Annotated in this window: 40 protein-coding genes; 35 read left to right on the forward strand and 5 right to left on the reverse strand. The window is 69.0% G+C overall.

What is annotated here, in order from left to right:
• Positions 1-178 precede the first annotated feature (178 nt).
• Positions 179-529, reverse strand: coding sequence for a hypothetical protein (locus tag IEY63_RS18970; protein ID WP_189070566.1), 351 nt, complete (start codon positions 527-529; stop codon positions 179-181).
• A complete protein-coding gene (locus IEY63_RS18975) occupies positions 502-1,158 on the reverse strand; it encodes a hypothetical protein (RefSeq protein ID WP_189070567.1) in 657 nt (218 codons plus the stop codon). The genes IEY63_RS18970 and IEY63_RS18975 overlap by 28 nt, the downstream gene beginning before the upstream one ends.
• A 78-nt stretch (positions 1,159-1,236) precedes the next feature.
• Here IEY63_RS18975 and IEY63_RS18980 point away from each other — a divergent pair, with 78 nt between their 5' ends.
• From IEY63_RS18980 to IEY63_RS19025, 10 genes are all read left to right on the forward strand, one after another.
• The gene (locus tag IEY63_RS18980; RefSeq protein WP_189070568.1) at positions 1,237-1,473 is read left to right on the forward strand and encodes a hypothetical protein; all 237 of its coding nucleotides are present in this window, start codon (positions 1,237-1,239) and stop codon (positions 1,471-1,473) included.
• Between the two features lie 14 nt (positions 1,474-1,487).
• Complete coding sequence (locus tag IEY63_RS18985) at positions 1,488-1,769, forward strand: hypothetical protein (protein WP_189070569.1); 282 nt, start codon at positions 1,488-1,490, stop codon at positions 1,767-1,769.
• Positions 1,766-1,927, forward strand: coding sequence for a hypothetical protein (locus tag IEY63_RS18990; RefSeq protein WP_189070570.1), 162 nt, complete (start codon positions 1,766-1,768; stop codon positions 1,925-1,927). The genes IEY63_RS18985 and IEY63_RS18990 overlap by 4 nt, the downstream gene beginning before the upstream one ends.
• Positions 1,924-2,709 carry a hypothetical protein gene (locus IEY63_RS18995; protein WP_189070571.1) on the forward strand — a complete coding sequence of 262 codons (786 nt, stop codon included), beginning with the start codon at positions 1,924-1,926 and terminating at the stop codon, positions 2,707-2,709. The genes IEY63_RS18990 and IEY63_RS18995 overlap by 4 nt, the downstream gene beginning before the upstream one ends.
• Positions 2,706-3,434 (forward strand): antA/AntB antirepressor family protein, encoded by a 729-nt coding sequence (locus IEY63_RS19000; protein WP_189070572.1) that lies wholly within the window; start codon positions 2,706-2,708, stop codon positions 3,432-3,434. Before IEY63_RS18995 ends, IEY63_RS19000 begins: the two co-directional genes overlap by 4 nt.
• A gap of 67 nt (positions 3,435-3,501) precedes the next feature.
• Positions 3,502-3,900 carry a hypothetical protein gene (locus IEY63_RS19005; RefSeq protein ID WP_189070573.1) on the forward strand — a complete coding sequence of 133 codons (399 nt, stop codon included), beginning with the start codon at positions 3,502-3,504 and terminating at the stop codon, positions 3,898-3,900.
• Positions 3,897-4,298: a hypothetical protein gene (locus tag IEY63_RS19010; protein ID WP_189070574.1), complete on the forward strand. Its 402-nt coding sequence runs from the start codon at positions 3,897-3,899 to the stop codon at positions 4,296-4,298. Before IEY63_RS19005 ends, IEY63_RS19010 begins: the two co-directional genes overlap by 4 nt.
• A gap of 277 nt (positions 4,299-4,575) precedes the next feature.
• On the forward strand, positions 4,576-6,096 hold the full coding sequence (locus tag IEY63_RS19015; protein ID WP_189070575.1) for a hypothetical protein: 1,521 nt from the start codon (positions 4,576-4,578) through the stop codon (positions 6,094-6,096).
• The gene (locus IEY63_RS19020) at positions 6,086-6,586 is read left to right on the forward strand and encodes a hypothetical protein (protein ID WP_189070576.1); all 501 of its coding nucleotides are present in this window, start codon (positions 6,086-6,088) and stop codon (positions 6,584-6,586) included. Before IEY63_RS19015 ends, IEY63_RS19020 begins: the two co-directional genes overlap by 11 nt.
• A 3-nt stretch (positions 6,587-6,589) precedes the next feature.
• Positions 6,590-6,826 carry a hypothetical protein gene (locus tag IEY63_RS19025; RefSeq protein WP_189070577.1) on the forward strand — a complete coding sequence of 79 codons (237 nt, stop codon included), beginning with the start codon at positions 6,590-6,592 and terminating at the stop codon, positions 6,824-6,826.
• A 46-nt stretch (positions 6,827-6,872) separates the two neighbouring features.
• On the opposite strand, the gene IEY63_RS19030 is transcribed toward IEY63_RS19025, so the two are convergent.
• From IEY63_RS19030 to IEY63_RS19040, 3 genes are all read right to left on the reverse strand, one after another.
• A complete protein-coding gene (locus IEY63_RS19030) occupies positions 6,873-7,268 on the reverse strand; it encodes a hypothetical protein (protein WP_189070578.1) in 396 nt (131 codons plus the stop codon).
• Between the two features lie 296 nt (positions 7,269-7,564).
• A complete protein-coding gene (locus tag IEY63_RS19035; protein ID WP_189070579.1) occupies positions 7,565-7,849 on the reverse strand; it encodes a hypothetical protein in 285 nt (94 codons plus the stop codon).
• Complete coding sequence (locus IEY63_RS19040) at positions 7,846-8,478, reverse strand: AAA family ATPase (protein WP_189070580.1); 633 nt, start codon at positions 8,476-8,478, stop codon at positions 7,846-7,848. The genes IEY63_RS19035 and IEY63_RS19040 overlap by 4 nt, the downstream gene beginning before the upstream one ends.
• A gap of 92 nt (positions 8,479-8,570) precedes the next feature.
• Here IEY63_RS19040 and IEY63_RS19045 point away from each other — a divergent pair, with 92 nt between their 5' ends.
• The 25 genes from IEY63_RS19045 to IEY63_RS19165 all read left to right on the forward strand — a co-directional run bounded on the left by IEY63_RS19045 (position 8,571) and on the right by IEY63_RS19165 (position 24,529).
• Positions 8,571-9,050 carry a VRR-NUC domain-containing protein gene (locus IEY63_RS19045; RefSeq protein ID WP_189070581.1) on the forward strand — a complete coding sequence of 160 codons (480 nt, stop codon included), beginning with the start codon at positions 8,571-8,573 and terminating at the stop codon, positions 9,048-9,050.
• On the forward strand, positions 9,038-9,232 hold the full coding sequence (locus tag IEY63_RS19050) for a hypothetical protein (RefSeq protein ID WP_189070582.1): 195 nt from the start codon (positions 9,038-9,040) through the stop codon (positions 9,230-9,232). Before IEY63_RS19045 ends, IEY63_RS19050 begins: the two co-directional genes overlap by 13 nt.
• Positions 9,229-9,510, forward strand: coding sequence for a hypothetical protein (locus IEY63_RS19055; protein ID WP_189070583.1), 282 nt, complete (start codon positions 9,229-9,231; stop codon positions 9,508-9,510). Before IEY63_RS19050 ends, IEY63_RS19055 begins: the two co-directional genes overlap by 4 nt.
• On the forward strand, positions 9,507-9,764 hold the full coding sequence (locus tag IEY63_RS19060; protein WP_189070584.1) for a hypothetical protein: 258 nt from the start codon (positions 9,507-9,509) through the stop codon (positions 9,762-9,764). The genes IEY63_RS19055 and IEY63_RS19060 overlap by 4 nt, the downstream gene beginning before the upstream one ends.
• A complete protein-coding gene (locus IEY63_RS19065) occupies positions 9,761-9,988 on the forward strand; it encodes a hypothetical protein (RefSeq protein ID WP_189070585.1) in 228 nt (75 codons plus the stop codon). The genes IEY63_RS19060 and IEY63_RS19065 overlap by 4 nt, the downstream gene beginning before the upstream one ends.
• Positions 9,989-9,990: 2 nt before the next feature.
• Entirely contained in the window at positions 9,991-10,377 is a 387-nt protein-coding gene (locus tag IEY63_RS19070) for a hypothetical protein (RefSeq protein ID WP_189070586.1), read from the forward strand.
• Entirely contained in the window at positions 10,377-10,517 is a 141-nt protein-coding gene (locus IEY63_RS19075) for a hypothetical protein (protein ID WP_189070587.1), read from the forward strand. The genes IEY63_RS19070 and IEY63_RS19075 overlap by 1 nt, the downstream gene beginning before the upstream one ends.
• On the forward strand, positions 10,514-10,843 hold the full coding sequence (locus tag IEY63_RS19080) for a hypothetical protein (protein WP_189070588.1): 330 nt from the start codon (positions 10,514-10,516) through the stop codon (positions 10,841-10,843). The genes IEY63_RS19075 and IEY63_RS19080 overlap by 4 nt, the downstream gene beginning before the upstream one ends.
• Positions 10,844-10,881: 38 nt before the next feature.
• On the forward strand, positions 10,882-12,249 hold the full coding sequence (locus tag IEY63_RS19085) for a hypothetical protein (RefSeq protein WP_189070589.1): 1,368 nt from the start codon (positions 10,882-10,884) through the stop codon (positions 12,247-12,249).
• A gap of 197 nt (positions 12,250-12,446) precedes the next feature.
• Positions 12,447-13,244, forward strand: a complete 798-nt coding sequence (locus tag IEY63_RS19090) for a hypothetical protein (protein WP_189070590.1) — start codon at positions 12,447-12,449, stop codon at positions 13,242-13,244.
• Complete coding sequence (locus tag IEY63_RS19095; protein WP_189070591.1) at positions 13,171-14,766, forward strand: hypothetical protein; 1,596 nt, start codon at positions 13,171-13,173, stop codon at positions 14,764-14,766. The genes IEY63_RS19090 and IEY63_RS19095 overlap by 74 nt, the downstream gene beginning before the upstream one ends.
• Positions 14,767-14,777: 11 nt before the next feature.
• Complete coding sequence (locus IEY63_RS19100; RefSeq protein ID WP_189070592.1) at positions 14,778-16,409, forward strand: hypothetical protein; 1,632 nt, start codon at positions 14,778-14,780, stop codon at positions 16,407-16,409.
• Positions 16,406-17,002, forward strand: coding sequence for a hypothetical protein (locus IEY63_RS19105; RefSeq protein WP_189070593.1), 597 nt, complete (start codon positions 16,406-16,408; stop codon positions 17,000-17,002). Before IEY63_RS19100 ends, IEY63_RS19105 begins: the two co-directional genes overlap by 4 nt.
• 4 nt (positions 17,003-17,006) lie before the next feature.
• Positions 17,007-17,546 carry a hypothetical protein gene (locus IEY63_RS19110; RefSeq protein ID WP_189070594.1) on the forward strand — a complete coding sequence of 180 codons (540 nt, stop codon included), beginning with the start codon at positions 17,007-17,009 and terminating at the stop codon, positions 17,544-17,546.
• Positions 17,543-18,079 (forward strand): hypothetical protein, encoded by a 537-nt coding sequence (locus IEY63_RS19115; RefSeq protein WP_189070595.1) that lies wholly within the window; start codon positions 17,543-17,545, stop codon positions 18,077-18,079. Before IEY63_RS19110 ends, IEY63_RS19115 begins: the two co-directional genes overlap by 4 nt.
• 115 nt (positions 18,080-18,194) lie before the next feature.
• On the forward strand, positions 18,195-18,959 hold the full coding sequence (locus IEY63_RS19120; RefSeq protein ID WP_189070596.1) for a hypothetical protein: 765 nt from the start codon (positions 18,195-18,197) through the stop codon (positions 18,957-18,959).
• Positions 18,960-19,012: 53 nt separating this feature from the next.
• Positions 19,013-19,411 (forward strand): hypothetical protein, encoded by a 399-nt coding sequence (locus IEY63_RS19125; RefSeq protein WP_189070597.1) that lies wholly within the window; start codon positions 19,013-19,015, stop codon positions 19,409-19,411.
• A 41-nt stretch (positions 19,412-19,452) separates the two neighbouring features.
• Complete coding sequence (locus IEY63_RS19130; RefSeq protein WP_189070598.1) at positions 19,453-20,595, forward strand: hypothetical protein; 1,143 nt, start codon at positions 19,453-19,455, stop codon at positions 20,593-20,595.
• Between the two features lie 62 nt (positions 20,596-20,657).
• Positions 20,658-20,960 (forward strand): hypothetical protein, encoded by a 303-nt coding sequence (locus tag IEY63_RS19135; protein WP_189070599.1) that lies wholly within the window; start codon positions 20,658-20,660, stop codon positions 20,958-20,960.
• Between the two features lie 23 nt (positions 20,961-20,983).
• Entirely contained in the window at positions 20,984-21,520 is a 537-nt protein-coding gene (locus IEY63_RS19140) for a hypothetical protein (RefSeq protein ID WP_189070600.1), read from the forward strand.
• Positions 21,517-22,020 (forward strand): phage virion morphogenesis family protein, encoded by a 504-nt coding sequence (locus IEY63_RS19145; RefSeq protein WP_189070601.1) that lies wholly within the window; start codon positions 21,517-21,519, stop codon positions 22,018-22,020. Before IEY63_RS19140 ends, IEY63_RS19145 begins: the two co-directional genes overlap by 4 nt.
• 32 nt (positions 22,021-22,052) lie before the next feature.
• The gene (locus tag IEY63_RS19150) at positions 22,053-22,496 is read left to right on the forward strand and encodes a hypothetical protein (RefSeq protein ID WP_189070602.1); all 444 of its coding nucleotides are present in this window, start codon (positions 22,053-22,055) and stop codon (positions 22,494-22,496) included.
• The gene (locus tag IEY63_RS19155; RefSeq protein ID WP_189070603.1) at positions 22,459-22,647 is read left to right on the forward strand and encodes a hypothetical protein; all 189 of its coding nucleotides are present in this window, start codon (positions 22,459-22,461) and stop codon (positions 22,645-22,647) included. The genes IEY63_RS19150 and IEY63_RS19155 overlap by 38 nt, the downstream gene beginning before the upstream one ends.
• Positions 22,644-24,074, forward strand: a complete 1,431-nt coding sequence (locus IEY63_RS19160; protein WP_189070604.1) for a DUF2586 family protein — start codon at positions 22,644-22,646, stop codon at positions 24,072-24,074. Before IEY63_RS19155 ends, IEY63_RS19160 begins: the two co-directional genes overlap by 4 nt.
• On the forward strand, positions 24,074-24,529 hold the full coding sequence (locus IEY63_RS19165; protein WP_189070605.1) for a hypothetical protein: 456 nt from the start codon (positions 24,074-24,076) through the stop codon (positions 24,527-24,529). The genes IEY63_RS19160 and IEY63_RS19165 overlap by 1 nt, the downstream gene beginning before the upstream one ends.
• Positions 24,530-24,603 lie beyond the last annotated feature (74 nt).

Here is a 24,603-nt window from a genome sequence, read left to right on the forward strand (position 1 = left end):
TGTCGAAACCCTCATGGATCGTCTGGGCCGCACTGTACTCGCTGCCGCCGATGCCACTGGCCGCCTCGACACTGAAACTGACGCCTACGACGCCGTGTCCTGCCTGCTCATGGGCACGCACACGGCAGAGCAGCTGCTCGCCCAGCGTCCCGGCCTCGCGCCGATCCGGCAGGAGCTTCTACAGTTCGCCCAGCGCCTGGAGGCGCTCCTCGATCAGCCAGCGGGCCAACCGGCGAGCTGAGACGTCCTCACCACCCAAGAGCCGTTCCAGCCGGGCCGCCTGATCGTTTAGGCGGCCCCGTCCTGCGTCCGTCAGGCGCACCAGCAGCCGCGGCTGATCGGGGCTGACCACGGGCAACGCCACGTCTCCCCGGCCCGCCAGCTGCTCCACCATGTCCGGCAGATCCTCCAGCCATGCCTCGATGATCTCGCCGACCTCCTGGCGCTGCGCCACCGCGTACGCCTGAAGGCGTCCCGCGAGGTACTTGGGCAGGTGCAGGTTTACACCGGCACGACGGGCTTCAGCCACGACACCACCCCATGCACCCGGCCGCCATCGACCAGCGCAAACTCCCGCTGGGTGCGCTCAAACCGGAAGCGCCCGCCGGCCAGTGCCGTGGCCACAGTCAGACCCTCTTCCGGCAGGTCCAGCACCGCCAGCTCGCCGGGCTGGGCGCGGTCAGCGCGGATGCAGTAGAGCGCCTGCCCCTGCGCGAGCACCGGGTGCATGCGGCCGGTCCTGACCTCGATCACGAAGTCGCAGGACACCGGGGCCAGCACCGTGCGGCTGATGTTCCCCACCGCCTCCATTTCCAGGAACATCGGCACGTCCAGCGACATGCGCTCCGTGGGGCCGCCGTCCGTCATGACGTCCAGCACCGTCAGGCCCGTCTCACGCGCGAATTTCGCGTGATCGCCACTAAACAGTAGTTCGATCAGTGAGCGCAATTTGCCGGGGCTGACGGCACGCTGGAGGAAGAACTTCTCCCCGCCGGTCTCCATGTTCCACAGGACCGTTTTGGACACCTTCTCGAAGCGGTCAGGCTCCCGCTGGGCCAATTCTTCAGACAGCATCTCCATCCGGCGATACGTGTATTTGCGCGCTTGGCGCGCATTCCGGATCACTTCACCGGCGAGTTTGTCCGTCAAATCGGTCATCGTGTCCTCATAGTAAACACCTTTGTCCCATTTTAGGGACAGTCTTGTATCCGCCCCTCTTTGTCCCTAGAATGGGACATGATGAATCACACGCCTATTACGGAACCCACAGCCGTAACCGCTGCCCTCACCTCGCTGGCGCAGCGGCTCCAGGCGCTGAAATCCAACGATCTCGCCCGCGTCGCGGAACTCGCAGGCACCGGCCGCTCCCAGGTCTGGAACTTGCGCGCAGGCCGGAATAGCGGCTCGGTGGACGTCGCGCTGCGTGTGGAAGCGGCCACCACGCAGGTCGAACTCGACCTGCTGAACCCCTGACTGGAGGCCCTGCCATGAAAGAGCCCGCCCTGCTCCCTGGTCAGCTGCCGCACGCGCTGCTGGCGGTGGCGTGCGCTGAGCCGCTACCGGGCCCGACGCTCGCCCGCCGCTGCGGGGTGCGGGCCACCAGCGCGGCCCTGCGCCAGGCCATCCACCGCCTCGTGCGCCTCGGCGTCCTCACCCGCCAGGGCAAGGCGGGCCGATCCACCCTCTACGCCCTCACCGCACTGGGTGAGGAACTGCTCACCGATCTCTGGCACCTCGCCACCCCCACCCACCTGGAGGCCGCCGCATGACGCACACCCTGCACCTCGACCTGCTCAGCCGCGAGCAACTCACCGCCCACTACCAGCTGATCGCCGCCCGCGCCCAGGCGGGCACCGCCACGCCCGCGCAGGTCATGACCCTCGGCCTGCTCCAGGCCCGCCTGCGCACCCTGGACGGCCGCGCGTGAAGCCCGCCCTGCCCAGCGGCCTGCCGCTCACCGCGCGCCCGCCCCTGCACCAGTTCACCCAGGCCGGGTACAAGCACGTGTGGACCTGCGCCGGGGTCTACCTCTTCGACATGAACGGCGAACCCCACTGGTTCGCCACCGACGGCTACAGCGCCATGCTCACGCCCGCCGTGCACACCGAAGAGGCCGGGGCGGACATGCTGTTCGGCATGTCGGTCGGGAAGCACCGCGCCTACCGCGCCGATCACATCCGCGACCTGTTCAAGTACGTCAAGGGCAAGCACATCCTGCTGGAGGCCAGCACCGGCATCCTCCACAGCCCGGACGGCATCATGCACGTCCCACCCTACGAACACGACGCCCCTGAAGGCGAAGAGCCGGAGCCCGTGCCCCTGCCGGACGTCCACAAGCCCTTCAAGGGCGTCATGACCGAGCAGAGCGAGTGCGCGCTGGGCCTCCAGTTCGTGCACGCCATCCGCGGCGCGTTCAACCACCTCACCAAGGACGCCGAGCTGGTCATGAGCTTCCTCGCGGACAACCGCCTGCTGTTCGACATCCACGCCCCGTACCGCGCGCAGATCGTCCTTGCCACCAAGAAACACGACCCCGTGAAACCCGAGGACGAACAGGACGCCCCAGCCGAAGCCGACAGCGAGGGCAGCAAGCCCGAGGGCAAGAAAGGCAAGGACAAACCCAGCGGCCCCCAGCTCTTCACCCTGGATGAACTCCTGGGCGAAGACGAGGGAAGCGCGCCCCCCGCAGAGGACGGTGACCCCGCGTGACCCACCCCGCGTACCACAGCGAACCGAACGACCCCGGCCTGGGGCAGCTGATCCCCCTGCGTGAAGCGCGCGGGGAGATCTGGGTGGACGCCCGCATGCTGCACCTCGCCCTCGGCGTCGGCACGCGCTTCAGTGACTGGATCACCCGCCGCCTCGTCGAGGCCTTGGCCACCGAAGGCGAGGACTTTTACTCAGAAGTGAGTAAAACCCCCGAGGGGGGCCGCCCCGCCACCCAGTACCACCTGACGGTCGATCTGGCCAAAGAGGTGGCGATGCTGGAACGCACACCCAGGGGCAAGGCCCTGCGCCGGTACTTCATCGACGCTGAGCGCGCCCTGCGGGAGGGCGCCCCCGCGCCCGCCCTCCAAGCTCCGCCTGCCGATCCCCTGCTGATGGCCCTCCAGACGGTCATCCAGATCCGCGAGGCGCAGCTGGGCATGGAAGCCCGCGTCGAAGCCCAGGCACAGGAACTGGCCGCTGTCCGCGAGGAACTCGACAGCACGCCCATCGTGGGCCCCCAGGTGCGCGCCGTGTACGACCTCGGGCGCCGCCTCGGGCAGCTCATGGGCGACTACGGCCGCGCGTGGCGGATGTTCAACAACCGCTTCGGACTCGCCGGGTACCGCGACCTGCCCCGCAACCGCTACGACGAGGGCCTGCGCTTCCTCCGCCTGCAGATCACCGCGTACACCGGGCAGCCCATGCTGGGCGGTGATCAGGCGTGACCGGCCACCCCCGCAGTTACGTTCAGCCCCTCAGAAACTACGGGGCCAGCCTGACCGAGGTGCAGCCATGAGGCGCCGCACCCGCGTGAACCGCACGCGCGCCGATGGTACGCAGGCTCCGGCCCGCGTGTATCACGGCAGCTACCTCTTCGACCTCACCGTGGCCTCTCCCGCCGTGCGTGACGCCGAGTTCCTGCGCATGCTGGGCACGTACACCACCCGCGCCCTGGTGACCGGCGTGCAGGGCACGTGGCTGCACAGCTACTGGCAGGCGGCCATCCAGTACATCAACAACCGCACAGCCCGCGCGGTGGCCGGCACGCCGCACGACACGTGGCCCGCCCTCCAGATGGTGCAGTGGCGCGGCTGCTGGTGCGTCCGCGTGGTCGCCCGGCAGAACAAGCGCCGCGTGTCCGGCCCCCACCGCAACGATCTGCGCCCCCTGCTGTTCCGGGGGTGGCTGTGACCGCCGTCGCCCTGCCAGTCAGCACGGCCGAGCTGCTGCTGCGCGCCCTGGAGACGGACGCGGAGCGCGGGGAGACCCTGCTGCGCGCCGAGGACCGCGCCCGCCTGCTGGGCGAGCTGCGAGCGGCCCTGACGCCCTGCGCGGTCTGCCAGGGCACGGGCCACCAGCCCACCGACCCCGGGTACCTGGTGCCCTGCCCCGCGTGTGACCTGCCCAGCAGCCTCGCGCAGCACACCCGCCGCATGCGCAGCGCGTTCGCGCACGACCGCGTGGCCCTCGCCCTCCTGGAACGCTGCGGCCTCCGCATCGCCCAGCTGGAGGCCGAGCGCAACCCCTCGGACGTCCAACGTGACCGTGATGAAGTCCTAGCGCTCGCCAAGTCGGGGCAGCTCGCATGAAGGCGCAGAGTGTGCTGCACCTCACGAGCGGCTTTGAACGCGCTATGCTTTCAGGTACCCCGGAGGCTGTAACCGAACACCAGCCAAAGGGTAACCCTCCTGCTGCGCAAAGTTTGGCGACCACGCGCGTGCAGAAGGGTTCCGGGAAAAACTCGAAGATTGTTTGCGGATCTGACAATCCGCAGGCTTGGGCCTGTGACCAGTTTACGCGGCTGGTCATGGCCGGTCAACGTACCGGCAGGGGCGCCCGTGCCCCAGGACGCGTGGGAGTTCGTTCATGAGCACTGAGGATCTGGTCATCATCACCCAGCCTGCGGGCAGTCGTACCCTCGCCCTGCGCGAGTCCTACCTGGGGATCAGTCGAGACGACGTAGTGAAGGCGCTGCTGCTGAACGCCAACGAACGCTGGTACAAGTACAAACTGAAAGAGCGCGAGCAGGCGCGGCACCGCAACAAGGTCGCCCGGGACGGCGGCGAGACCCCGGACGCCGATGAGGGCCTGTGGGTGTTCATGAGCGGCGAACAGTGGGCCGCTGAACTGCTGGGCGTGGCGGAAGTGAAGACGGTCCGCCGCAAGATGGCCGAACTGGTCGAAGACGGATTCCTGAGCGTCCGGGACAACCCCACGAAGAAGTGGGACAAGAAAAAGCAGTGGCTGTTCAACCGCGCGGCGGTACAGGCTGCCGTGGACGCGTGGACAGGCACCCGGCCCACGCCGGACCTCGACCCGAGTGAGGCGGATGGAGTCACCGGGCCCGTAAAGGACGGCTCAGACGATGTGGACATGGATTCCCCTCCCATTCGGACAATTGTCAGTATCGAAGCGGACAAAACGGAGAATGGAAGCGGACAAAACGGCGCTTCCATCCGGACAAATGGGATGAGCAATACCACAGGGATCTCTCCCAGGGATCTTTCCCAGGAATCCTTCCCAGGAGGAGATGCGCACGAGGCGAACGCCCAGCCCAGCTCAGCTGCCCGCTCCTCCTCGGGGGTCGCTGCGCGAGAAACGGCAGGTGGCCAGATCAGTCCCGCCGCCAGCGTGGCGGTGTTGCCGCCTGACGGCGGGGCCGCTGACGCGGCCAATGGTCACACGCTCTCTGAAATCATGGAGACCAGCCACCCCGGACGCCAGGACGGTCAGGCCACGGACACGGCAGAGGTTCCGGGGGCGGCGGGCGGCCCGTCCGGCGATCAGGGCAGCCCTGCGGCCCCCAGCGTGGACGCCCTGCGCCCCATACCCACCCCGGAGCTCAGCACGCGGGTTCCTGCCCGTCCTGAGAGCGCCGAGTACCGCGCCCTGCTGACCCTGTTCGGGAAGAATCTGGGCGGGTACCTCCAGGAGTACACCCGCACGGGCAGCATCCCGCGCACGCAGTGGTTGCGCCTGACGCTCGCCGAGCTGGACCTGGTGCGCGACACCGCCCAGGGTGAGGCGCGCGCCACGCAGGGCAACATGCTCACGCTCGCCGTGCGCGGCCTCGACCGCCTGATCGGCGCGGTGGCTGCACCCCGCACGGCCGCCAGCGGCAGCGCCCGCCCCGCGGTGGCCACCGTCACCCCGAACGGCAGCAGCCTGAACGGCTTCAAGCCGACTGAGCAGGTGCAGGACGTGGCCAGCACTGACCGCTATGGGCAGGGCGCCCGCTGGCAAGCCCGCGACGGTGGCGCCGTGCTCACCATCCAGCGCACCAGCGACAAGCCCACCAAGACCGGGAAGGCCACCCTGTACCATCTCAGCGACGGCCGCACCGTGAACGCGATGGAACTCATGCGGGACTTCGATCATGTCGGGTGACCGCAGCGAGTGGCTGGCCAGCCTGCAGGTCGGCGACACCGTGACCGTGACGCACTACGCGGTGGCCACCCGAGACCAGGCATATGCCACGCTCACGCCCCAGCACGCCCCCGTGGAACGGGTGACGACCCAGCACGTCATGGTGCTAGGCCAACGTTTCCGGCTCGGCTGGGCGAGCAATAACGCCGGGCACTCCACGAGCGGTCCCGCGGCCCGCGTGACACCCGCCGAGGATCTCCCCGCCCTGCAACTCCAGGCGCGGTACAACGCCGTGCTGAACACGCTGCTGCCGCTCGGCATCACCGAAACCAGACTGCTCGAACTCCGCATGCAGAGCGTCCCTCAGGGAGCAACTGACGTGATGACCCCGGAGATCGTGGAGCGCCTGGAGCGGGCGGTGGAGTTGTTGGCGACCCTACGGGCAGACGTGCGGGCCGTGGCCCAGGAGATCGGCATCCGTGCGGATGTCTGGTGGGCAAGCCGGAGGTGAGGCATGACGACCCGACTGCCAACCGAGCTGGAACCGTTCATGGACTGGCTGGACGCGCGGGGCTGGGGGTACAAGGTCAGCCGGACGGACGGCGAGCTGCTGTACCGCGCCCGCTGCGGCCGGAGCGATGGGCTGGGCGGGAGTGATGAGCAGCGCGCTCCCACCCGCTGGGGAGCCCTGCACGCCGCGTACCTGGATGCCCAGCGCAAACGGCGCAGTCGCCGGGGCCGCAAGACGTGAGCCGCTGTCCGCGCTGAGATGCGCGGCAGCGGCCAGCACAGACCCCTTATCGTCCGCGGGCGTCCAGGTACGCAGTCAGCGCTGCCTCAATTAACGCCTGCGGACTCTGACCAGTCTCACTCGAATACGCAAAGGCGCGGACGGCCAGGTGATTATCGATAGCTCCGAAGGCCCCTTGCAGGTCGTGGTACCGGTACGTTGCTGCTGTGTCCGGCGCTTCGCCCACGAGCGCGGCCGTCTCGGGCGTGGCCTCCCAGAAGTTGGTGCTGGGGTTCCCGCGCACCGTGATGCCACAGTCGTGCCGGGGGCAGGAGAAGATGGCGAACTGCGTACCGTCAGCCTTCGTGTAGAAGCTCCCGCTCTGGCTCAGGCCAATGCCGTGTATGGGGCACGCACCTTTGGCGAGGCGTTGGCGTCTGGTCTCGAAGTCCTGTTTGGCCATGGGGGCACTGTAAGCGTGTGGAACTCCTGTGTGTAGCCTGGTCCCACAGACACCCCCCCTGAAAAATGTGTGACATGAGAAAAAGGTGAGTCCGGCAGGCTTGAAGTATGCCAGCCGCCCCGCCTGAACCTCTCCCCTACCTCACCGGCCTCCTGCGTGAGCTGTACCCGTGCGCCGTGCGGGAGGCTCGCGTGCGGGCCGCGCACGTGCACCGGGCCCTGGCAAGAGGAAGCACCTACGCCCGTAAGCGCAGGTGCCTGTAATGCCAGAGTTCAGGAGTTCTAGAACTCTGGAGTCTAGGAGCGCAGCTGGGCGTGCACCCGCTCCCGCAGCTCCGCGTCATCCCGGTACTCCATCAGCAGCACTTCCAGCAGCTCCTCGACCGAGCAGCGCCGCCCCCGCTGCTCCTGCAATTCCAGGGCGTCGCGGCGCAGCATGCCCTGCAACTCGGGCAGCGCGCGGGTGCCGAACTTCTCCCGCTGGGCTTCCTGCCGGGGTGCCCGCAGGGGGCTGGCGTCGCCCTGGCGCTCCGCGCGCGCCGTTTCCTTCCCCTTCTCCATCATCTTCCGCAGGTTGTTCACAGCATCGCCTCCAGTTCGTTCCACAGCTTCCCGAAGTGCCACATCTTCACCGGGTTGTACTTCGCGCCCTTGGCCGCCGCGTACAGCTTCAGGTAGGGGATCGTGGTCTCTGCCACCCGCACCCCGAACTCCTGCGCCGTCGCGTCCCCCTCGATGGCCTCGCGCGTGTCCCGCGTCAAGGCGGGCATGGTGCCCGCGTGGTTCAGCACGATCACGATGGGCAGCCCCGCGTTCCCCTTCCGGGGGAGCTCCATGAGGTCCAGGGTCTGCACGACCTGCGCCAGATCCCCGCTGCCGATGTGGACGGGCAGCACCACGAGGTCCGCGACCCCCGCCGCCTGCATACACACGTCGCGGGCCACGGGCGGCGTGTCGATCACCACGAAGTCCACGGCCCCGCTGCGCCGCACCTGCCGCAGCGTGCTGTTCAGGTCGCGGGGGTCGAGGCGCTCCGTGACCAGGTGCTCGCCCGTCATCTCGGCGGCGTCCACCCACTGGGAGGCGCTGGGCGTCGGGTCCAGGTCCAGCAGCGCCGTGGGCCCGCGCCGCGCAGCCTCCGCTGCCAGGGGGACCGCCGTGCTCGTCTTACCGCTGCCGCCTTTCAGGCCGATCACGCTGATGACTTTCATGCCCACACTCTGACATTCCAGAGTGCCAGAAGTCCAGAGTGCATGATTTCACGAATGGAAGAATGCCAGAACTCTAGAAAAGAGGAATGGGCATGAGATACGGGCCATTCAGCAGCGTGGCCGACGCTGAGGTGTACCTGGGCAAGATCCGCGACCCCGACCGCCGCGCCCAGACCCGCCGCGAGCTGGGCCTCCCCGACGCCAGCCCCAGCCGCGACCCGGACGCCAACTACCTGCCCGCCAGCCAGAGCAACGGGTACAGCGTCGAAGCAGAGTTCCAGGCCGCCGTCGTCAAAGAGCTGGCCGCGTTCGGGTGGCACGTGCAGGAGAGCCTCAAGGGCAGCGAGCGCGGTGGCGAGGTCTGGTACGGGAAAGGCTGGCCCGATTTGCAGGTCTACCGCGCGCCGCGCCGCACGTTCTACCTGGAACTGAAGCAACCGGGGAAAAAGCCCAGTCAGGCGCAGCTCGACTGCCACGCCCGCCTGCGCGAGAGCGGGTACCGCGTGACCGTGGCCTACACCCTCGACCAGGCGCTGCGCGCCGCACAGGAGGAACTGACATGCGAGACCTGACCCTCACGGGCGCCCACGGCGGCACCCTCACCGTCCGCCGCGCCGGCACCCGCACCCGCATCCTCATCAGCGGCACGGGCGCGGGGAACACCACGCTCGACGATTACACCCATGAGCAGATCCGCCAGCTGCGCGACGTGCTCAGCGAGTGGCTCGCCCAGCAGGGGAGGGGAGACCAGTGAGCCGCGCCCAGACGGTGCTCATGACGTTCGACGCCCAGAGCCTCGCCACGCTCGACCGCATGGTGCAGCACGGCGGGTACGAGGACCGCGGCGACTGCGTGCAGGAGAGCCTGAAGATCAACCACCTCTTCCAGCAGCTCGCCGCCCAGGGGTTCACCGAAGTCCTAGTGCGCAACCCAAATGACGACCGGTACGAGCGGGAGCTGGTGATTCCCCGCCTGAAGCACATCGCCCGCCGCGCCCGCCGCAGCCGCCGCACCCGGAGGAACCGCCGATGAGTGACCTGCCCACCGCCGCCCAGGCCCGCATCCTGTCCGAGAACCGCCGCGCCCTGCGCACTGAGGGCGAGGTCATGCGCCTGCGCACCCGCATCTCGAACGCGCTGGAACGCGGGCAGACCAGCATTCAGGTGCAGCCCCGCCTCAGCCCGGACGCCCGGCGCCGCCTGGAAGCCCTGGGGTACACGGTCACCACCTACGTGCCCACCCAGCAGGAAACGGGGTGCGAACCCCACGACACGGTGCGCTGGTGAGTCGCGTCCGCCCGGCCCGTGAAGCCCGCCGCGCGCTCCGGCAGAGTGCCCGCGCTGCCCGCCGCAGCGTCATCCGCGCGCACCTCACCGCCGGGTACCCCCTCGCGGACGCCCAGCGCGCCGCCGCCCGCCACGCCCGCGCCACCCTCGGCCTCGTGCCCATAGCAGACAACGAACCCCACTACCTGCCCGAGCTGGGCCTGACACCACTGGAGACCCGATGAACATGACGGACACGACCCGCTTCTACTTCTTCGGCACGAACGGCCGCCCCGGACACAACCTCTACAGCCTCACGGGCCGCGAATACTCCTACGACGCTCTCAAAGCCGAGATGGGCGTGAACAGCATCGACGGCTGCTACACCAACAGCTACGGCGCCCAGGGCCACGGCCACTGCGTGCACACCCCGAATGGCTGGACGGTCCTGGCCGTCTGCGACTACAGCGACGACCGGCGGGGCGGCTGCAAAGCCGCATTCATGACGCCCGGCCTGCACACCGCCGAGGAGATGATCGCCATGGCCACCCAGTACTTCCCCCGGAAGGTGCAGCGCATCGGGCCCATAACGCTTACGCCGTACACCGGGGACCCCGCAGGACGGGGGTACTGATGCCCGCTCCCCGCGCCAGCCACGTCACCCGCGCCCTCCAGGCCGTGCAGCCCCGCGTGCGCCGCGAGCACCAGATCCGCGCGGTGCTCCACACCCTCGCCCGCCTGGAAGCCGCCGCCCGCGCCCGGGGTGCCCAGTGACCGGCGCGCCCCGCTTCCAGGTTGTGGCCTTCCATGAAGGCGTGTTCGCCGTCGAAGACAGCGCCATCACGCAGGGTCAGGTCCCGGCCGTGGCTATCTTCAACCCCCGCGACCTGATCGACCCGCAGCAGGAAGCCACCGCCCTCGCTCAGCGCATGAATGCCGAGCACGACCAACGGGAGGCCGCTAAGCAGCGCCGCGCGGACCTCCACGCGCTCGTGGACGTCCTGAACGACGCACAGATCGAATGGACCCTGACGACTCTGACACGCAAGGATCGGTACTTCGACGCGTTCGAGACCCTGTTTGGGAAGCGTGACCAGTGACCGCCACCCTGCGCCCCCTGCCCCGCCCGGAGCTGCCCTTGAGCGACACTGCCGCTACCCCTGACACCAGCGACCTCGCCCAGCGGGCCGCCAGCATCGTCCGGCGCGCCGGGCCCGCCCCGCTGCCCCCCGTGTACGCCGCCGCGCGCCGCCAGCTGCTCGCCCTGGCCACCCGCCACCGCCGCGCCCTGCGCCGCGCCCACCCGGACCTGACCGGCGAGCCCCGCCGCGCCCAGCTCCGCGCGGATCTGCAACCCGTGCACCTGGCGCTGGACGCCCTGCGCCGCGCCCACGCCATCCACCTGCGCGCCGCCCAGCAGGCTGCCCTCCGGGAATCCCTGCAGCTCAAGGCTCAGCCCACGGGCTGCGACCCCCTCACCCGGGACCTCGCCCGGCACTGGGGCGCCCCCGAACTGCTGCCCACGGGCGCGGACGCCGTGACCCGCGCCCAGCTCATCGCCACCCGCGCTCGGCCCAGCCTCCGAGCCCTGCGCGCCGCCCGCCGCCACCTCATCCAGCTCGCGTGGGACACCCGCCGCACGGGAGACCGCCACGCCGCCCGCGAAGTGTGCCGCGTCACGGCCAAGGTCACCGCCAGCCTGCCCCGCCCCCACGTGCGCCGCCACCTCATCCGCCGCGCCTGGGTTGCCCGTCCCCACCGCCACGAGAGCCCGGAGGCCGCGCAGGTGTACGCCGCCCTGCGCCAGCAGATCCGGGACCTCACGCGCGTCATCCGCAGCAAGCGCCGCGTGGACCGCGACCTGGGCCGCCTCCGCGAGCACGTGCAACTCACCACGCCCATGCAGCTGCGCCGGGAAGCCCTGACCCGCATCCAGTCCGCCGCCGCCACCCAACCCCAGGCGTACACCGTGCCCGCCCCCAGCCGCGCCCGCCACATCATCAGCAGCCCCGAACCCGGGAACGGCACCCTGCCCCCCATTGACCCCCCAGCCCGCCCGCCCCGCCGCAGCCAGCACGCCCGCGCCCTCCACCGGCACGCCGTGCAACACCTCGCCCGCATGCTGTACATCGCGCATGCGGACGGCTGGCAGTCCCTCAACCTCAGCACCCCCACCGGTCCCGCCAGCGACACGCCCCGCGCCCGCATCACCGGCGGCCTCACCTACCGCGCCACGCTCGACATCAGCGGCGTCATCCTCGACATCGACGCCCTGATCACCACCCACGCCTACCGCGCCGCGCTCGCCGCCCTCACCCCCGACCACCAGCAGGCCGTGCGTGAATACTACGTGCGCCGCCCCGCACGCGGAGACCTGTGCCCCGACCTCCTCGACAGCAAGTACACCCACACGTACCGGGGCTTCGATGCCCTGCTCGACATGCTCTTCACGCAGGGCACCCTCGCAAGTCCGCTTGCAAAGTCAAGGAAAACCAGGGCAGAATAACGTCAGAGTTCAGAAGTGTACCTACAGGCCGCCCACGGGCGGCTTTTCGCATTCCTGAGCGTTCCCACGCCCCCGCCCCACGCCCACACCGCGCCGAGTGCACGGCGTCCCCGCCCTACGCCCCCTGGAGGTGCCCGCATGCCCCACATCACCCACACCGGGCATCCCCATGGTGGATGCACACCGGGAGCAACCCCATGAAGGATGCACCGAAGCGCACGCCCCGGAAGCAGGGCACCACCCGCGCCGAACGCGCCGCACTCCCCAAGTGCACGGGTACCAACCGCGCGGGCAAAGCCTGCGGGCACCCTGCCGGCTGGGGCACCGACCATCCTGGCGAGGGCAAGTGCAAGAACCACGGCGGGGTGGGGCAGAAGGCCAGTACCCGCTACCAGATGACGAACGCCAGCCCGAGCCTGCGCGCGGCCATCGACGCGCAGCGGGCGGACCCGGACCCGCTGAACCTCATGCCGGATCTGCTGCTCGCCCGCGCGCTGCTCAGTGACGGGATCGAGCGGCACAGTGAGGTGACCGAGGCGCTCATCGCGTGGCATGCCAGCCACACGACCGGGTACCTCGAAGCCGTGGATCTGTGGCGTCAGCGCCTGGCGAAGTACGTGGAAGATGCCGAGCGGATGGGCATGGAGCCGGAAGAGGGCCCGCCCCCGCCGCCCATCCCGGAGTCGTTCGAGCGCAAGCCCAGGCAACTGCCGGACCAGAGTGCGTTCATCAGCCTGATCGACCGCGTGACCGGCATCGTCGAACGCATCGAGAAACGGCAGCGGGAAGGGCTGATCAGCCTCACCCTGCTGGACGCCACCCTGGAACGCATGGGGATGGAAGTCGTGTACGCCGCGAAGGAGGTGGGAATCGATGACACTGCGCGCACCGCGCTTCTCGCAGTTATTGAACGGCGCTGGAATGCCGTCCGAATCGACCCCACTACCGGCACAGTCCAGGGGGCTGAGGCAGGCGGCAGAGGGACTCTCCACTAACCTCGGCCTGGGCCTGCCCGTCCCCAGCCACTACCTCGACTGGCTGCGGACCCTGTTCCCCGGCACGTACACCCGGCCCCTCGCGCACTTCCACGAGGAATTCTGGGAGCGCATCTGGGACATGCGCCCAGAGCGAAGCGCCACAGAGTTCTACATCTGGCCCCGCGGCTTCTCGAAGACCACGAACGCCGAACGCGCCGTGATCGCCCTGGCCGCCCGGGGCTTCAAGTACATCCTGTACGTGAAGGAAACGCAGGATCAGGCGAACGACGCCGTGCAGAACATCGCCGCGGTGCTGGAATCCCCGGAAGTGGAGCGGCACTACCCGCTGCTCAGCCAGCGCCAGGTGAACAAGTTCGGCCACAGCAAAGGCTGGAAGCGGGACCGCATCCGCACGGCGTCCGGGACCATCGTGGACGCCGCCGGACTGGACGTCAGCATTCGCGGCCTGCTGCTCGAAGGCAGCCGCCCGGACGTGATCATCCTCGACGACATCGACGGGAAGGAAGACACGCTGCGCACCACGGAGAAGAAGATCCGGCGCATCACCAGCGACATCGTGCCCGCTGGCGCTCCGAACCGCGTGATTCTCGGGCTGCAGAACATCATCAACCCGCACGGCGTGTTCACCCGGCTCGCGGATCTCTGCCCGGATCACCCGGCGGACTTCCTGCTTGACCGGTTCGTCAGCGGCCCCTACCCGGCCGTGTACGACCTGGAATACGAGCAGAGCGGCGTGAACGAACACGGCAAACCCGTGTACCGCATCACCGCCGGGGAGAGCAGCTGGCCGGAAGCGCGCCCGCTGGACATGCTGGAAGCCGAGCTGAACCAGATGGGGCCCACGCAGTTCATCGAGGAAAAGCAGAACGAAGTGGGCCGCCTCCAGGGGAACCTGTACAAGGGCTTCAAGCTCAAGGCCATCCCGCGCCCGCCGCTCAGCGCGTTCCTCGACACCGTGGTCGTCTGCGACCCGGCGGTGACGAACACCAACGACAGCGACAGCAACGGCGTCCGCAGCGGCGGCCTGCTACCCAACGGTCAGATCGTGGGCTTGTACTCGTGGGAAGGGCGCGACAGCGTACCGAACAACCTGAAACGCGCGTTCCGGCAGGCGCTCGCCGTTCAGGCCAGCACGATCATCCTGGAAACCAACCAGGGCGGCGACACGTGGATCACCACGTACCGCGCCGTGTGGCGCGCCCTCGTGGAAGACCCGGACGAACCGCAGTTCACGCGCACCACGCGCATGCCCCGCATGGTGCAGGTCAAGGCCAGCAACGGCACGGGCGGCAAGCGGGAACGCTGGCAGATCGCGCTGGGCGGACGTGAGCGCGGCGAGTTCGTGGAAGCGGAAGGCACCCACGAGGTGCTCTTCGGCGCCCTGAAGCGCCTGCCGGAGCACACGCCCTACGACCTCTCGGACGCTGACGCGTGGCTCTACCTGTACCTCAGCGGCCGGTACCAGCCAGATCACGACGACGACGAAGACGGCAGCGTCGTCACCAGCAACGTCGCCTAAGGAGGTGAACCATGCCCAGACCAACCGCCCAGGTGCAGGTGCCCGTCGCCAGCAGCATCCAGATCAGCGTGCAACTCGCCAGCACCGTCCGCAGTGACCTGCTGGACCTGCCCACCCAGCGCGCCCTCACCCGCAGCCTCAACAGCCCGCTCAGCGCGGACCTCGATGAGCTGCACGCCTACGCGCACGATGACCAGCTGGGCCCCGCCGGGGAACGCTGGAAGGGCCGCAAACCCGCTGATGGCGCTGAAGACGAGTTCCTGACCATGCTGGTCGTGAATGACCAGATCGGCCCGGCCATGAACCGCGAGGTCAGTGACCAGTTCGCCAAGGACCCCGAATGGGACGCCACCAAGGGCGCCGAGAAGCTTGAAGAGAAGCACGAGATCGTCACCGCCGGCACCGACTGGCATCGGGAAGCCGGACTCACGGACGCCGCCAAGGACGCCGCCCGCTCGCGCTTCTGGGCGGGGCGCATGGTGGGCCGCGTGTACATTCCCGACGAGTACCAGGACCGCCTGCTGCCCACCAGCGCAGGCCGCCCGCGCACGCTGGCCGAGGCGCTCGACCTGATCCACGTGCAGGCCGTCGATCCGCGCGAAGGTGGCCCCGTGCAGGACCGGCACGGCCGCACCCTCGGCTACTGGTACGCCTACGACCAGGAGGTCGAGGGCCGCAGCGAGGACCGGCGCGTGGTGGAGGTGCACACGCCCACGCACGTGCACAAGTTCCAGCTGCGAAACGGGGAACTCGAACCGCTCGAAGACATCCCAGCCGACAGTCCCTTCCACGACCCGGCGCAGCCGCAGCGGGCGCGGCGGGCCGAGTACCTCATGTGGCACGCCGACCGGGACGGTGGCACGGCCATCACGAAGACCGCGAAGCACAGCCAGGACCGCCTCACCGTGGTCGTCACGTACCACGGCCGCAACGACGACCAGACCGGGTACCGGCAGCTGATCGTCACGAACGCCGAGCAGCCCAAGAACACGAAGGGGCAACCCGTCGCGTTCCCCATGGGTCCCGGCGTGGCGCTGAACATTCGCGGGCTGAAAAAGCCCAAGAGCGGCACGCAGGGCCTGGGATCGGATGAACCCGACCGGCACACCCCGGACATCAAGGTGGTTGAACCCCTCAACCCCGCCGAGTACCACATTCCCAGCGAGGACGCGTGGAAACGGCGGATTCTGGAGGTGTTCGACCAAGCGTACACGCTCAGCCCCGAAGTGCAGGTCTCGGGCGAGAGCAAGCGCGTCAGCCGCAAACCGTACGACCGGCGTGTCGCGTTCGCCGCGCAGGACACCGGGGCGTTCATCGCCTGGGCCCTGCGCGCCGCCCTGATGCTCGCCGCGCAGATCCTGGGGAAAACGGCCGAGTACCGCGACGTCACGTTCCAACCCAAGATGTACCTGGACGTGGACGCCGTGAACCTCGAAGAGCTGCGGGTGAAGCTCCAGATGTGGGAATCCGGCGCCCTCACCCTCGTCAGCCTGCTGGAAGCCACACCCGGCGTCACGGACGCCGCGAAGGAAGCCGGGCGGATCGAGGAGGGCAAGGGCACAGGAGGCACCCCGGAGAACGATAAGCAGGCCGCGCTTGACCGCCTCGCCAAGGGCGGTGGAGGCGAGGGCGGGGGCGCGTGAGCCCCTGGGATGACCTGCCCGACACGCTGGACGGCCAGCAGCGGCAGGTCGCCCGGGATCTGGACGCCCTGTTCACGGACCTTTGGCAGCACGGCGCCACGGCGTCCCTGCTCGCGGAGATCGACCGCGTGGTGCGCCTCGGCGTGTTCACCGCCGCTGACGACGCCGCGCGCGTCCAGCAGCGGGACCTGCGGCCCGCTGCTCCGCACCCGCCGGAGCTGCTGGCGTTCGCGGAGCAACTGGCGTTCGTCCGCGCCCCCATCGTCCGCGACCGGGCGGTCGAGGTTCTCAGCCGCGCCAGTGCTGGACTGATCAGCCCGTACGCCCGGCTGGCCGCGCAGATGCTGGTCACCGACGCCGCCCGCAAGGGCTGCACGGCCGCCGGGATCGTCGGGGAAGCCACGCACAAGGAATTCATCCGCATACGGGGCGTCCGGGAACCCCGCGCGCACAGCCGGTACGAGGGCACCGTGCGACCCGTGGACGGCACGTGGACCATCGCAGGCATCGACGTCGAAGGCCCGGGCGACGAGCGTCTGCCGTGGAGCGAGAAGGCGTGGTGTGGGCACGGATTGAGGTACTTCAGGAGGTGATGGGATGACGCTCATTGCAGCAGTGATCGAGGATGGGAAGGTGCACATGCTGGGCGACACGTTCACTGGCTTCAATCACGTGAAGGGCCGCGACACCCGCGAGAAGGTGTGGCAGGCCGGTGACAAGGTGCTGGGCGGGGCGGGTAACGTTCGCTCAATCCTGGCCTTCCGGTACGGTTTCGAGTTCCCGCTCGTGCCTGAGGGGCAGAGCGACGACGCGTACATGCGCTTCACGTTCCCTGCAGCGCTGCGCGAATTCCTGAAAGAGCACGTGCACGTGGCCATCACCAACGACAGCGAGGACGGGAACCTCGCCCTGCTGATCGGCTGGCGCGGGCGCATCTGGTGTATGGCTGACGACTTCAGCATCACAGAGGAGGTGTGCGGCTGGAATGCCATTGGCAGCGGCTGTGAGGTGGCACTCGGCGCCCTGTGGGTCACGCGGGACCTCCCCGCAGGCCGACGCCTCCAGGCGGCTGGATTCGCTGCCGAGGAGTACGTCAGCAGTGTGCGCGGCCCGTTCACCGTCGTGGTGGAACCATGACCGCGCTGATGCATCAGCGGCAGGCGCACCTGTACGGCTGCCTGTACCACGCCCTGCACGCCATCACACAGGATCACGGGTGGCTGGCGCACGTCGAGGACATCAGCGAGAACCGCTGGCTGGCCCGCATCCACGACGAGGGCGGCATGATCCGCACGTACTACGCGGACGCCATCACGGGCACGCCCGTCCCGCCGGACTTCTGGGGTCGCCTGCGCGCCGCCATCCCACCCGGCGGCGAGGGCGGCGCGCCCACCACGCACCTGCCCCTGCTGGTGACCGTGGACGGCCTCAGCGGCCTGGGCTTCCACGTGGTCGCCCTCTGCCTGCCCATGGGGAGCCGGGATGACGTGATCATCAGTGACAGCGCCCGCAGCGAGCTGCTCACCCTCACCTGGGATGACTTCCTGGGCAGCGCGTACGCGCAGGCCACGCAGGTGCAGCAGCTGATCACCAACGACCTGCACCGCTACCCGCACGAGAGCGGCGCGGAGTACGTCAGCCGCCAGGACCCCGCCCCGTACACGATGTAAGCCGCCGGGTCGCTGTCCAAGGGACAGGACAAGGCTCCCGGAGCCAACCCCACGCCCGCCCCCCTGCAAGTGCAGCCGGGGGCCTTTCCGTATTGACGCCTCAAGGAGGGCCAATATGCGCAACCTGCACACCCTGACCGCCCTGCTCAACACCACCCTCACCGTGACCCTGCGGCCCCGCCTGGACGGCACCGCCCCGGCGGACAAGAAAGACGACAAGACCCCTGACAAAGGCTCTGGCAAGCGCGAGATGACCAGAGAGCAGTGGGAAGCCCAGCGGCGCACCGAACTCGCGGACGCCAGCCTGGAAAACGTCGTCAAACAGCTGATCAAGGTCGAGGCCGACAACTACGAACTCCGCCGCCAGCAAGCGCCGGACGGCGGCCTCGTGCTGGACGGCGAGCAGCGTAAACGGTGGGAAGCCTTCGAGAAGCTCGGGAAGCCCGAGGACATCGCCAAGGCCATCGAACAGGGTAAGAAAGACCGGGAGGCCGTCGAGAAGAAAGAGAAGGCCGATGCCCTCGCCTCTGTCGCCACCGCCGCGAAATGGGACGCCGAGACCTTCGCCAGTCTGAACGACATGACCCCCGGCCTGGAATGGCGCGTGCAGGAAGTCGGGAAGGGCGACGACAAGATCCAGCAGGCCCAGGTGAAAGTCGGCGACGAGTGGAAAGACGCCGACACGTTCGCCGAGGAGCGCTGGAAGAAGTTCCTGCCCGTCCTGCAAACCGCTGACGGCAACGACCTCGACCCGCAGACGCCCACACCCCGCACGGAGGTCAAAACTCCCACGGGCGGCGCAGGCGGCGGGAAGAGCCGCGGCTACAGCGTCGAGGACGCCGAGAAGCGCCTCGAAGACTCCGGCCAGTACCGGATGTAACCCCCGGGTGCCCGTGAGGGCCCCACCCACACCAGCCCAAGGAGGGCAACACCATGGCCGAATTCAAACCCGGAACCGCTGGCGGTCACGACACCACCACCAGCCACTTCGCCACCCAGCACACCGGCAGCGTCGCCGGTGAACTCATCGACGTGAACCAGCCGGTCGAACTGCGCGCCGATGGCCGCCTGTACAAGGCGAGCGGCGCGGGCACGTTCCTCGGCGTGAGCCCCCGCACCGTGAAGGTCGCCAACCAGGCGCTCACCGTGCACGGCCTCGGCCAGCGCTTTCACGCCAGCGACGCGGGCAGCCTCGTGATCGGCAAAACGTACTACCTGGGCGCGACCGCCGGGCAGATCAGCGACGCGGCCACCGCCGTGGACGCCCAGGGTGCGTTCGTGGCCGTCAGCGCCTACGACCTGACCGTCGTGCGCATCGGCAAGCTCGCCTGAGCCCCGGCCAGAGCCTCTCACCCCACCCCCGAGGAGATCCCATGAAGAAATTCCTGTTCCTGGCCCCCCTGCTCATCAGCGCAGGCGGCGGCGTCGCCACCGCCACCCGCCGCCTGGGCCCCACCGGCACGCACGACCTCGCGTGGCTACGCGCCAACGGCAGCACCCGCCTCAGCACCATCACCGCCGCCGACCTGGAACGCGTCGCGGTCACTGAACTCGCGGCCCACAACCGCCGCATGAACGCCATGGTCAGTGCATTCGCCGTGCGCGTGGACAAGCGCGACGGCGTGGACGCCACCGGCCAGAGACTCACGGGCACCATGACCGAAGTGGACGAGTACGGCCGCGTCCGCACGCAGACCACCGGCAAGCCGGGCGAGACGTACTTCCCCCTGCGCCGCTACCAGTTCGCCGCCGGGTACACCGCAGACTTCTTCCGGAAGAAGACCGCCAAGGACTTCGTGGGCGTGCTGGAAAACGCGCAGGCCGCGCACCGGAAGGCCGTCGTGAAGGAAATCCGCGACCGGATCTTCAGCCCCAGCAACTACGACTTCGAGGACTTCCTGACCGACGGGAAGATCTTCAACGTGAAGGGCTTCTACAACGCGGACGGCATCCTGCCGCCCATGGGCCCGAACCTCGAAGAATTCCTGGGCACGCACAACCACTACCTTGGCTTCACGGCTCTGAACGCTGCGGCCCTCGACGCCATGATCGACGGCGTGCGCGAGCACAACGAGAACGCCGTGGTGGAAGTGCACGTGAACGCCATGCAGGAGGCCGCGCTGCTGGCCATCCCCAACTTTGCCCGTGCGCAGGAGGTGAACGTGCGGGTCAGCGTGAACGACACGGTGGCCACCGGCATCACCGACCGCGCGCAGAACAACAACCGCTTCCTCGGCACGTACCGGGGCGCGGACGTCTGGGCGAAACCCTGGGTGTTCAGCAACTACGGGTACGCGCTGGACATCAGCGACCCGGCCCTGGGCATCCGCCACCCGGATGACGTGGAGGACGAGGGCCTGCGCATGATCGGCCAGATCACCACGTTCCCCCTCCAATCCGATTACTGGGGCGCGGAATTCGGCATTGGCGTGCGCCGCCGTGGGGGCGCGGTCGTCGCGCAGTTCAACAGCCCCTCTGCGGGCACGTACCAGGACCCCACCGGCCGCACCTGGTGAGCGGGGGCGGCCACCGCGCCGCCCACCGCTGACCCTTCACCCCCACCAGCGAGGACCCCACCATGAGCGAACAGAACCCGCAGGACATCACGCCCACCTTCCAGCGCCGCACCCCCAGCGGCAAGTGGGAGACCGTCGATCACAACGGCAAGCCCGTGGACGGTGAGAAGGCCGAGGCCAGCGCCGCCAGCAAGGGCGCTGACGACGATCAGGGCAACGGTCAGGGCAGCGCGAACACCCCGCAGGCCACTGACCGCCGCACCGTGCCCCAGCTGACCGCCGCGCTCACCGCCAAGGGCATCACCATCCCCGATGCCGCCAAACGTGACGACCTCGTGAAACTCGCCGCTGACAACGGCGCGTAACCCCACCCGCAGGAGGTGAGCGCGTGACGAACCCACCCGCACCCGTCCGCACGTACGACGAGACCCTGCTGGACGGCATCACGGTCACCAGTCGGGAGTTCGCCCGCACGTACCTGCGCATGCTGCTGCGCGACCGGCCCGAGATCGACCGTGGTGGCGTGCCCGTCCCCCCAGGGCAGCCCACGCGGCCCCGGGAGGCCACGTGGCCCGCGCACAGCCGCACGGACCAGGAACTGAACCTCGCGCTCGCCCTGGACCGCGTGCTGGACCTCGCGGCGGACCCGCCCGTGAGTTACTACCGACCGCACATCACGGCTGCGCGGCTGTACCTGGGTGACCCGACTCTGTGGCGCAGCCGCGCGGTGGACGGCAGCAGCGAGAGTCGGCGCGACAGCATGGAGATCGTGGGTGCGTGGCTGGCGCAGGGCCGCGCGCTCGACACGCAGATCCCCGCCAGCCTGTACCCCCTCCCGGAGTTCGACGGGGACGGCCCGGCGGAGCCCGGCACGCCGGAGGATGACTACCAGCCAGGCATCCCGCTGATGGTGGGTGGCCTGTGACCCTCTTCCGTGACCTGAAGCGCCAGCTGCGGGATCTGGAGAGCCCCCGGACCATGCAGGACCTGCACAACATCGCGGGCCGCGCGGCGAGCGAGCTGGTCGCGCAGGGCTTCGCGCAGGCCCGAGACCCGGATGGCGTGCCCTGGGCGCCCACGAAACGCCGCAACCCGATCCTCGTGGACAGCAAGGCGCTGCGTGACGGTATCCGCTGGAAGGCGGACAGCCGCGCGGTCGTCATCCGGACCACGGGAAAGGCGAACGAGTACGCAGCGTTCCACCAGGACGGCACGCGGGGCCGCACGCAACCCCTGAACAAGCGGGGCCGCTTCCGCACGCGCAAGAGCACCCAGCGCCTCAAGCGCAGCGTACGGATCGTGTACATCCCCGGCCTGCCCGCCCGGAAATTCCTGCCCCGTGAGGGCGCGATTCCGGCCGCGTGGGCCGCGCGGATCGAGAACGACTTCCGCACGTACTTCCGCCAGCGCTACGGGGGCAGCTAGTGGAATCCCTCGCGCAACAGCTGCAGAACGCCTTGCCGAACGTGCCGGTGTACCTGGGCAGCGAGTGGCTGGAGCAGCAGCCGCAGCTGCCGTTCATGATCCTGCTGCCCACGGGCGGTCAGTACACGGCGCCCAGCGGGCAAGCGCGCCTGGCCATCGCGGACGTCCAGCTGGACACCACCGTGATCTGCAAGGCCGCGCTGTTCGAGGAGGCGCTGCTGCTCGCCGAGGTCGCGTACGCCGCCCTGGCGCAGGGCAAGGACGCCAGCGTGAAGCTCCGCAGCGAGGTGTGGGGCGACTACACCGTCCGCGTCGCGGACTTGACGTTCAGCACGCCCGCCGTGCTCACCCGGGATGACGTGGCCCTCGTGCACGTCAAGACGTTCACGCAGCGCGTGCATGTCACCCCACCCACCAGCACCCCGGAGGTGCCTGACGATGCCGAAAGACCAGAAGGAACCACCCACTTCCAGTGAACGCGCCGCGTTCGAGACCCACCTGACTGACCTGCCCGCGTGGCAGGTCGCTGCCCTGAAGGCGCACACGCGCTGGCCTGAGGGCCGCGAAGTGACCGCCGCTGAATTCCAGGCCGCGCTGAAGGCTGCGCTGGGTGAGGTGATCGCATGACCCTGCCCGGCGTGAAAGTGAAGTTCCAGGACTACCAGCTGGGCCTCGTGCCCGCCGTGGCCGACGCGCACGCGAAGGTGGGTGTCGCGCAGGCCGGGCCGCTCACCCCGCAGCGGTTCACGCGCGGCACGCAAGTCGCGGACACCTACCAGGGCGGGCCCCTCGCTGGGGCCATCGCCGTGGCACTGATCGAGACCAGCCCTGTGATCGGGGTGCGCGTTCCCACCACCACGCCGGGTGCGCCCAGTGCCGTCACGAAAGTCGGGACCGGCCTCGCCGTGATGACCGTGGGCGGCACGCCAAACGACGTGCACAGTGTGCTCGTGACCGTTACCCGGCCCGGCACGCGCGCTGGCGGTGACGCGGCCGTGATCCTCACGGTGGACGGCGCCGCAGGCAGCGAACGCAGCGTGCCAAGCACTGGTCTGCTCGCCATCGCCGGGACGGGCCTGACGGTCACGTTCGACGCTGCTGCCCTGGTCGCCGGGGACACGTACGCGTTCACGACCACCGCCCCGGCGGCCACGGTCGCGGACATCGCCGCCGCGCTGGAGTCTCTGCTCTCCACCCGCCCGGACCTGCGGTTCGTTCACGTGCTCGGGAATGCCACGCCCGCCCTGGTGGCCGCCGTGGACGCAATCCTCGTGGAGCGTGAAACCCGCAACTACTACACGCACGCCCTGCTCGAAGCGCGCCCCCGCGCGGCAGGCGAGAGCATGAGCGACTACCTCGCAGCCATCGACGCCCAGTTCGACGCGGTGACCAGCGTGCGGGTCGCCATTGCGCTCGACGGTGGCGGCGTGTACAACCCCCTGACCCGGCAGGTCGAAACCCGGAACGCCGCGTGGAAACTCACGGCCCGCCGCGCCACGGTCGAGATCGGTGAGAGCCCGTACCGCATCCGCAGCGGCGCCCTGCCCGCCATGGACGGCACGCTGGCGTTCGACGCGAACCTCGTGGGCACTACGGGCCGCTTCGCCAGCCTGCGCACCCACGACGGACGCGACGGGATCTACGCCAGCGACTGGCCGCTGCTCGCGCCCGAGGGCAGCGATTACGGGGCGGTGCAGCGCCGCGAAGTGGCGGACCGCGCCGCGCAGCTGGGCTTCATCGCCGCCATGGACTTCCTGGGCGAGGACCTGCCCGTGGACACCACCACAGGCCGCGTGCTGGAAACCACGGCCGCCGCGTTCGACACGTTCGTCGAGGGCCGCATCCGCGCGGGCATCGGCGGGAACGCCAGCGGCATCCGCGTGCGGTTCGACCGCGAGGTGAACATCCTCAGCACGGAAGCCATCGCGTTCGACCTGAGCGTCATCCCACTGGGGTACGCGAAGTACATCACCGTGCGCGTCGGGTTCCTGAACCCCATGCTGGCCGCGCAGACGGCCGCCGCGCCCGCCGCGCCCACGGACGGAGGTAGCTGATGCCCAAGATCGACATTACGGACCCGCGCATCACGTTCGCGCGCGTCACCATCAACGTGGACGGCGAGGAAATCTTCGCCAAGTCCATCTCCTACAGTGACGGCACGCAGTTCAGCCAGGTGGAAGGCAACGCGGGCATGAGCCTCGGCACCACGGACGGCCTGTACGCCGCGGACGAGGGCACCATCAGCCTGTACGCCGACGAGGCCGCTCAGGTGGTCGAGAAGTTCGGTGACAAGTTCTACGAGAAGACCTTCACGGTGTCCGTCGCGTACGAGAAGAGCGGCAGCAGCCAGCTCACGAAAGACGAGCTGATCGGCGTCCGCTGGACGAAACGCAGCGTGAACGACCAGAGCGGCGGCGACGGCCTCACCCGCGACTTCAGCTACAAGCCCGCCTACATCAAGTGGAACGGCAAAAACCCGCGCAGCAAGATGCCCGCTGGCGCGAACTAACCCCTCATTCAAACGAGCCGGGCGACGCGCTGATCGTCCGGCCTAGACACTCTTTTTTCCGATTTCAGCCCAGG

It is taken from the genome of Deinococcus radiotolerans, assembly GCF_014647435.1.
Taxonomy (GTDB): domain Bacteria; phylum Deinococcota; class Deinococci; order Deinococcales; family Deinococcaceae; genus Deinococcus; species Deinococcus radiotolerans.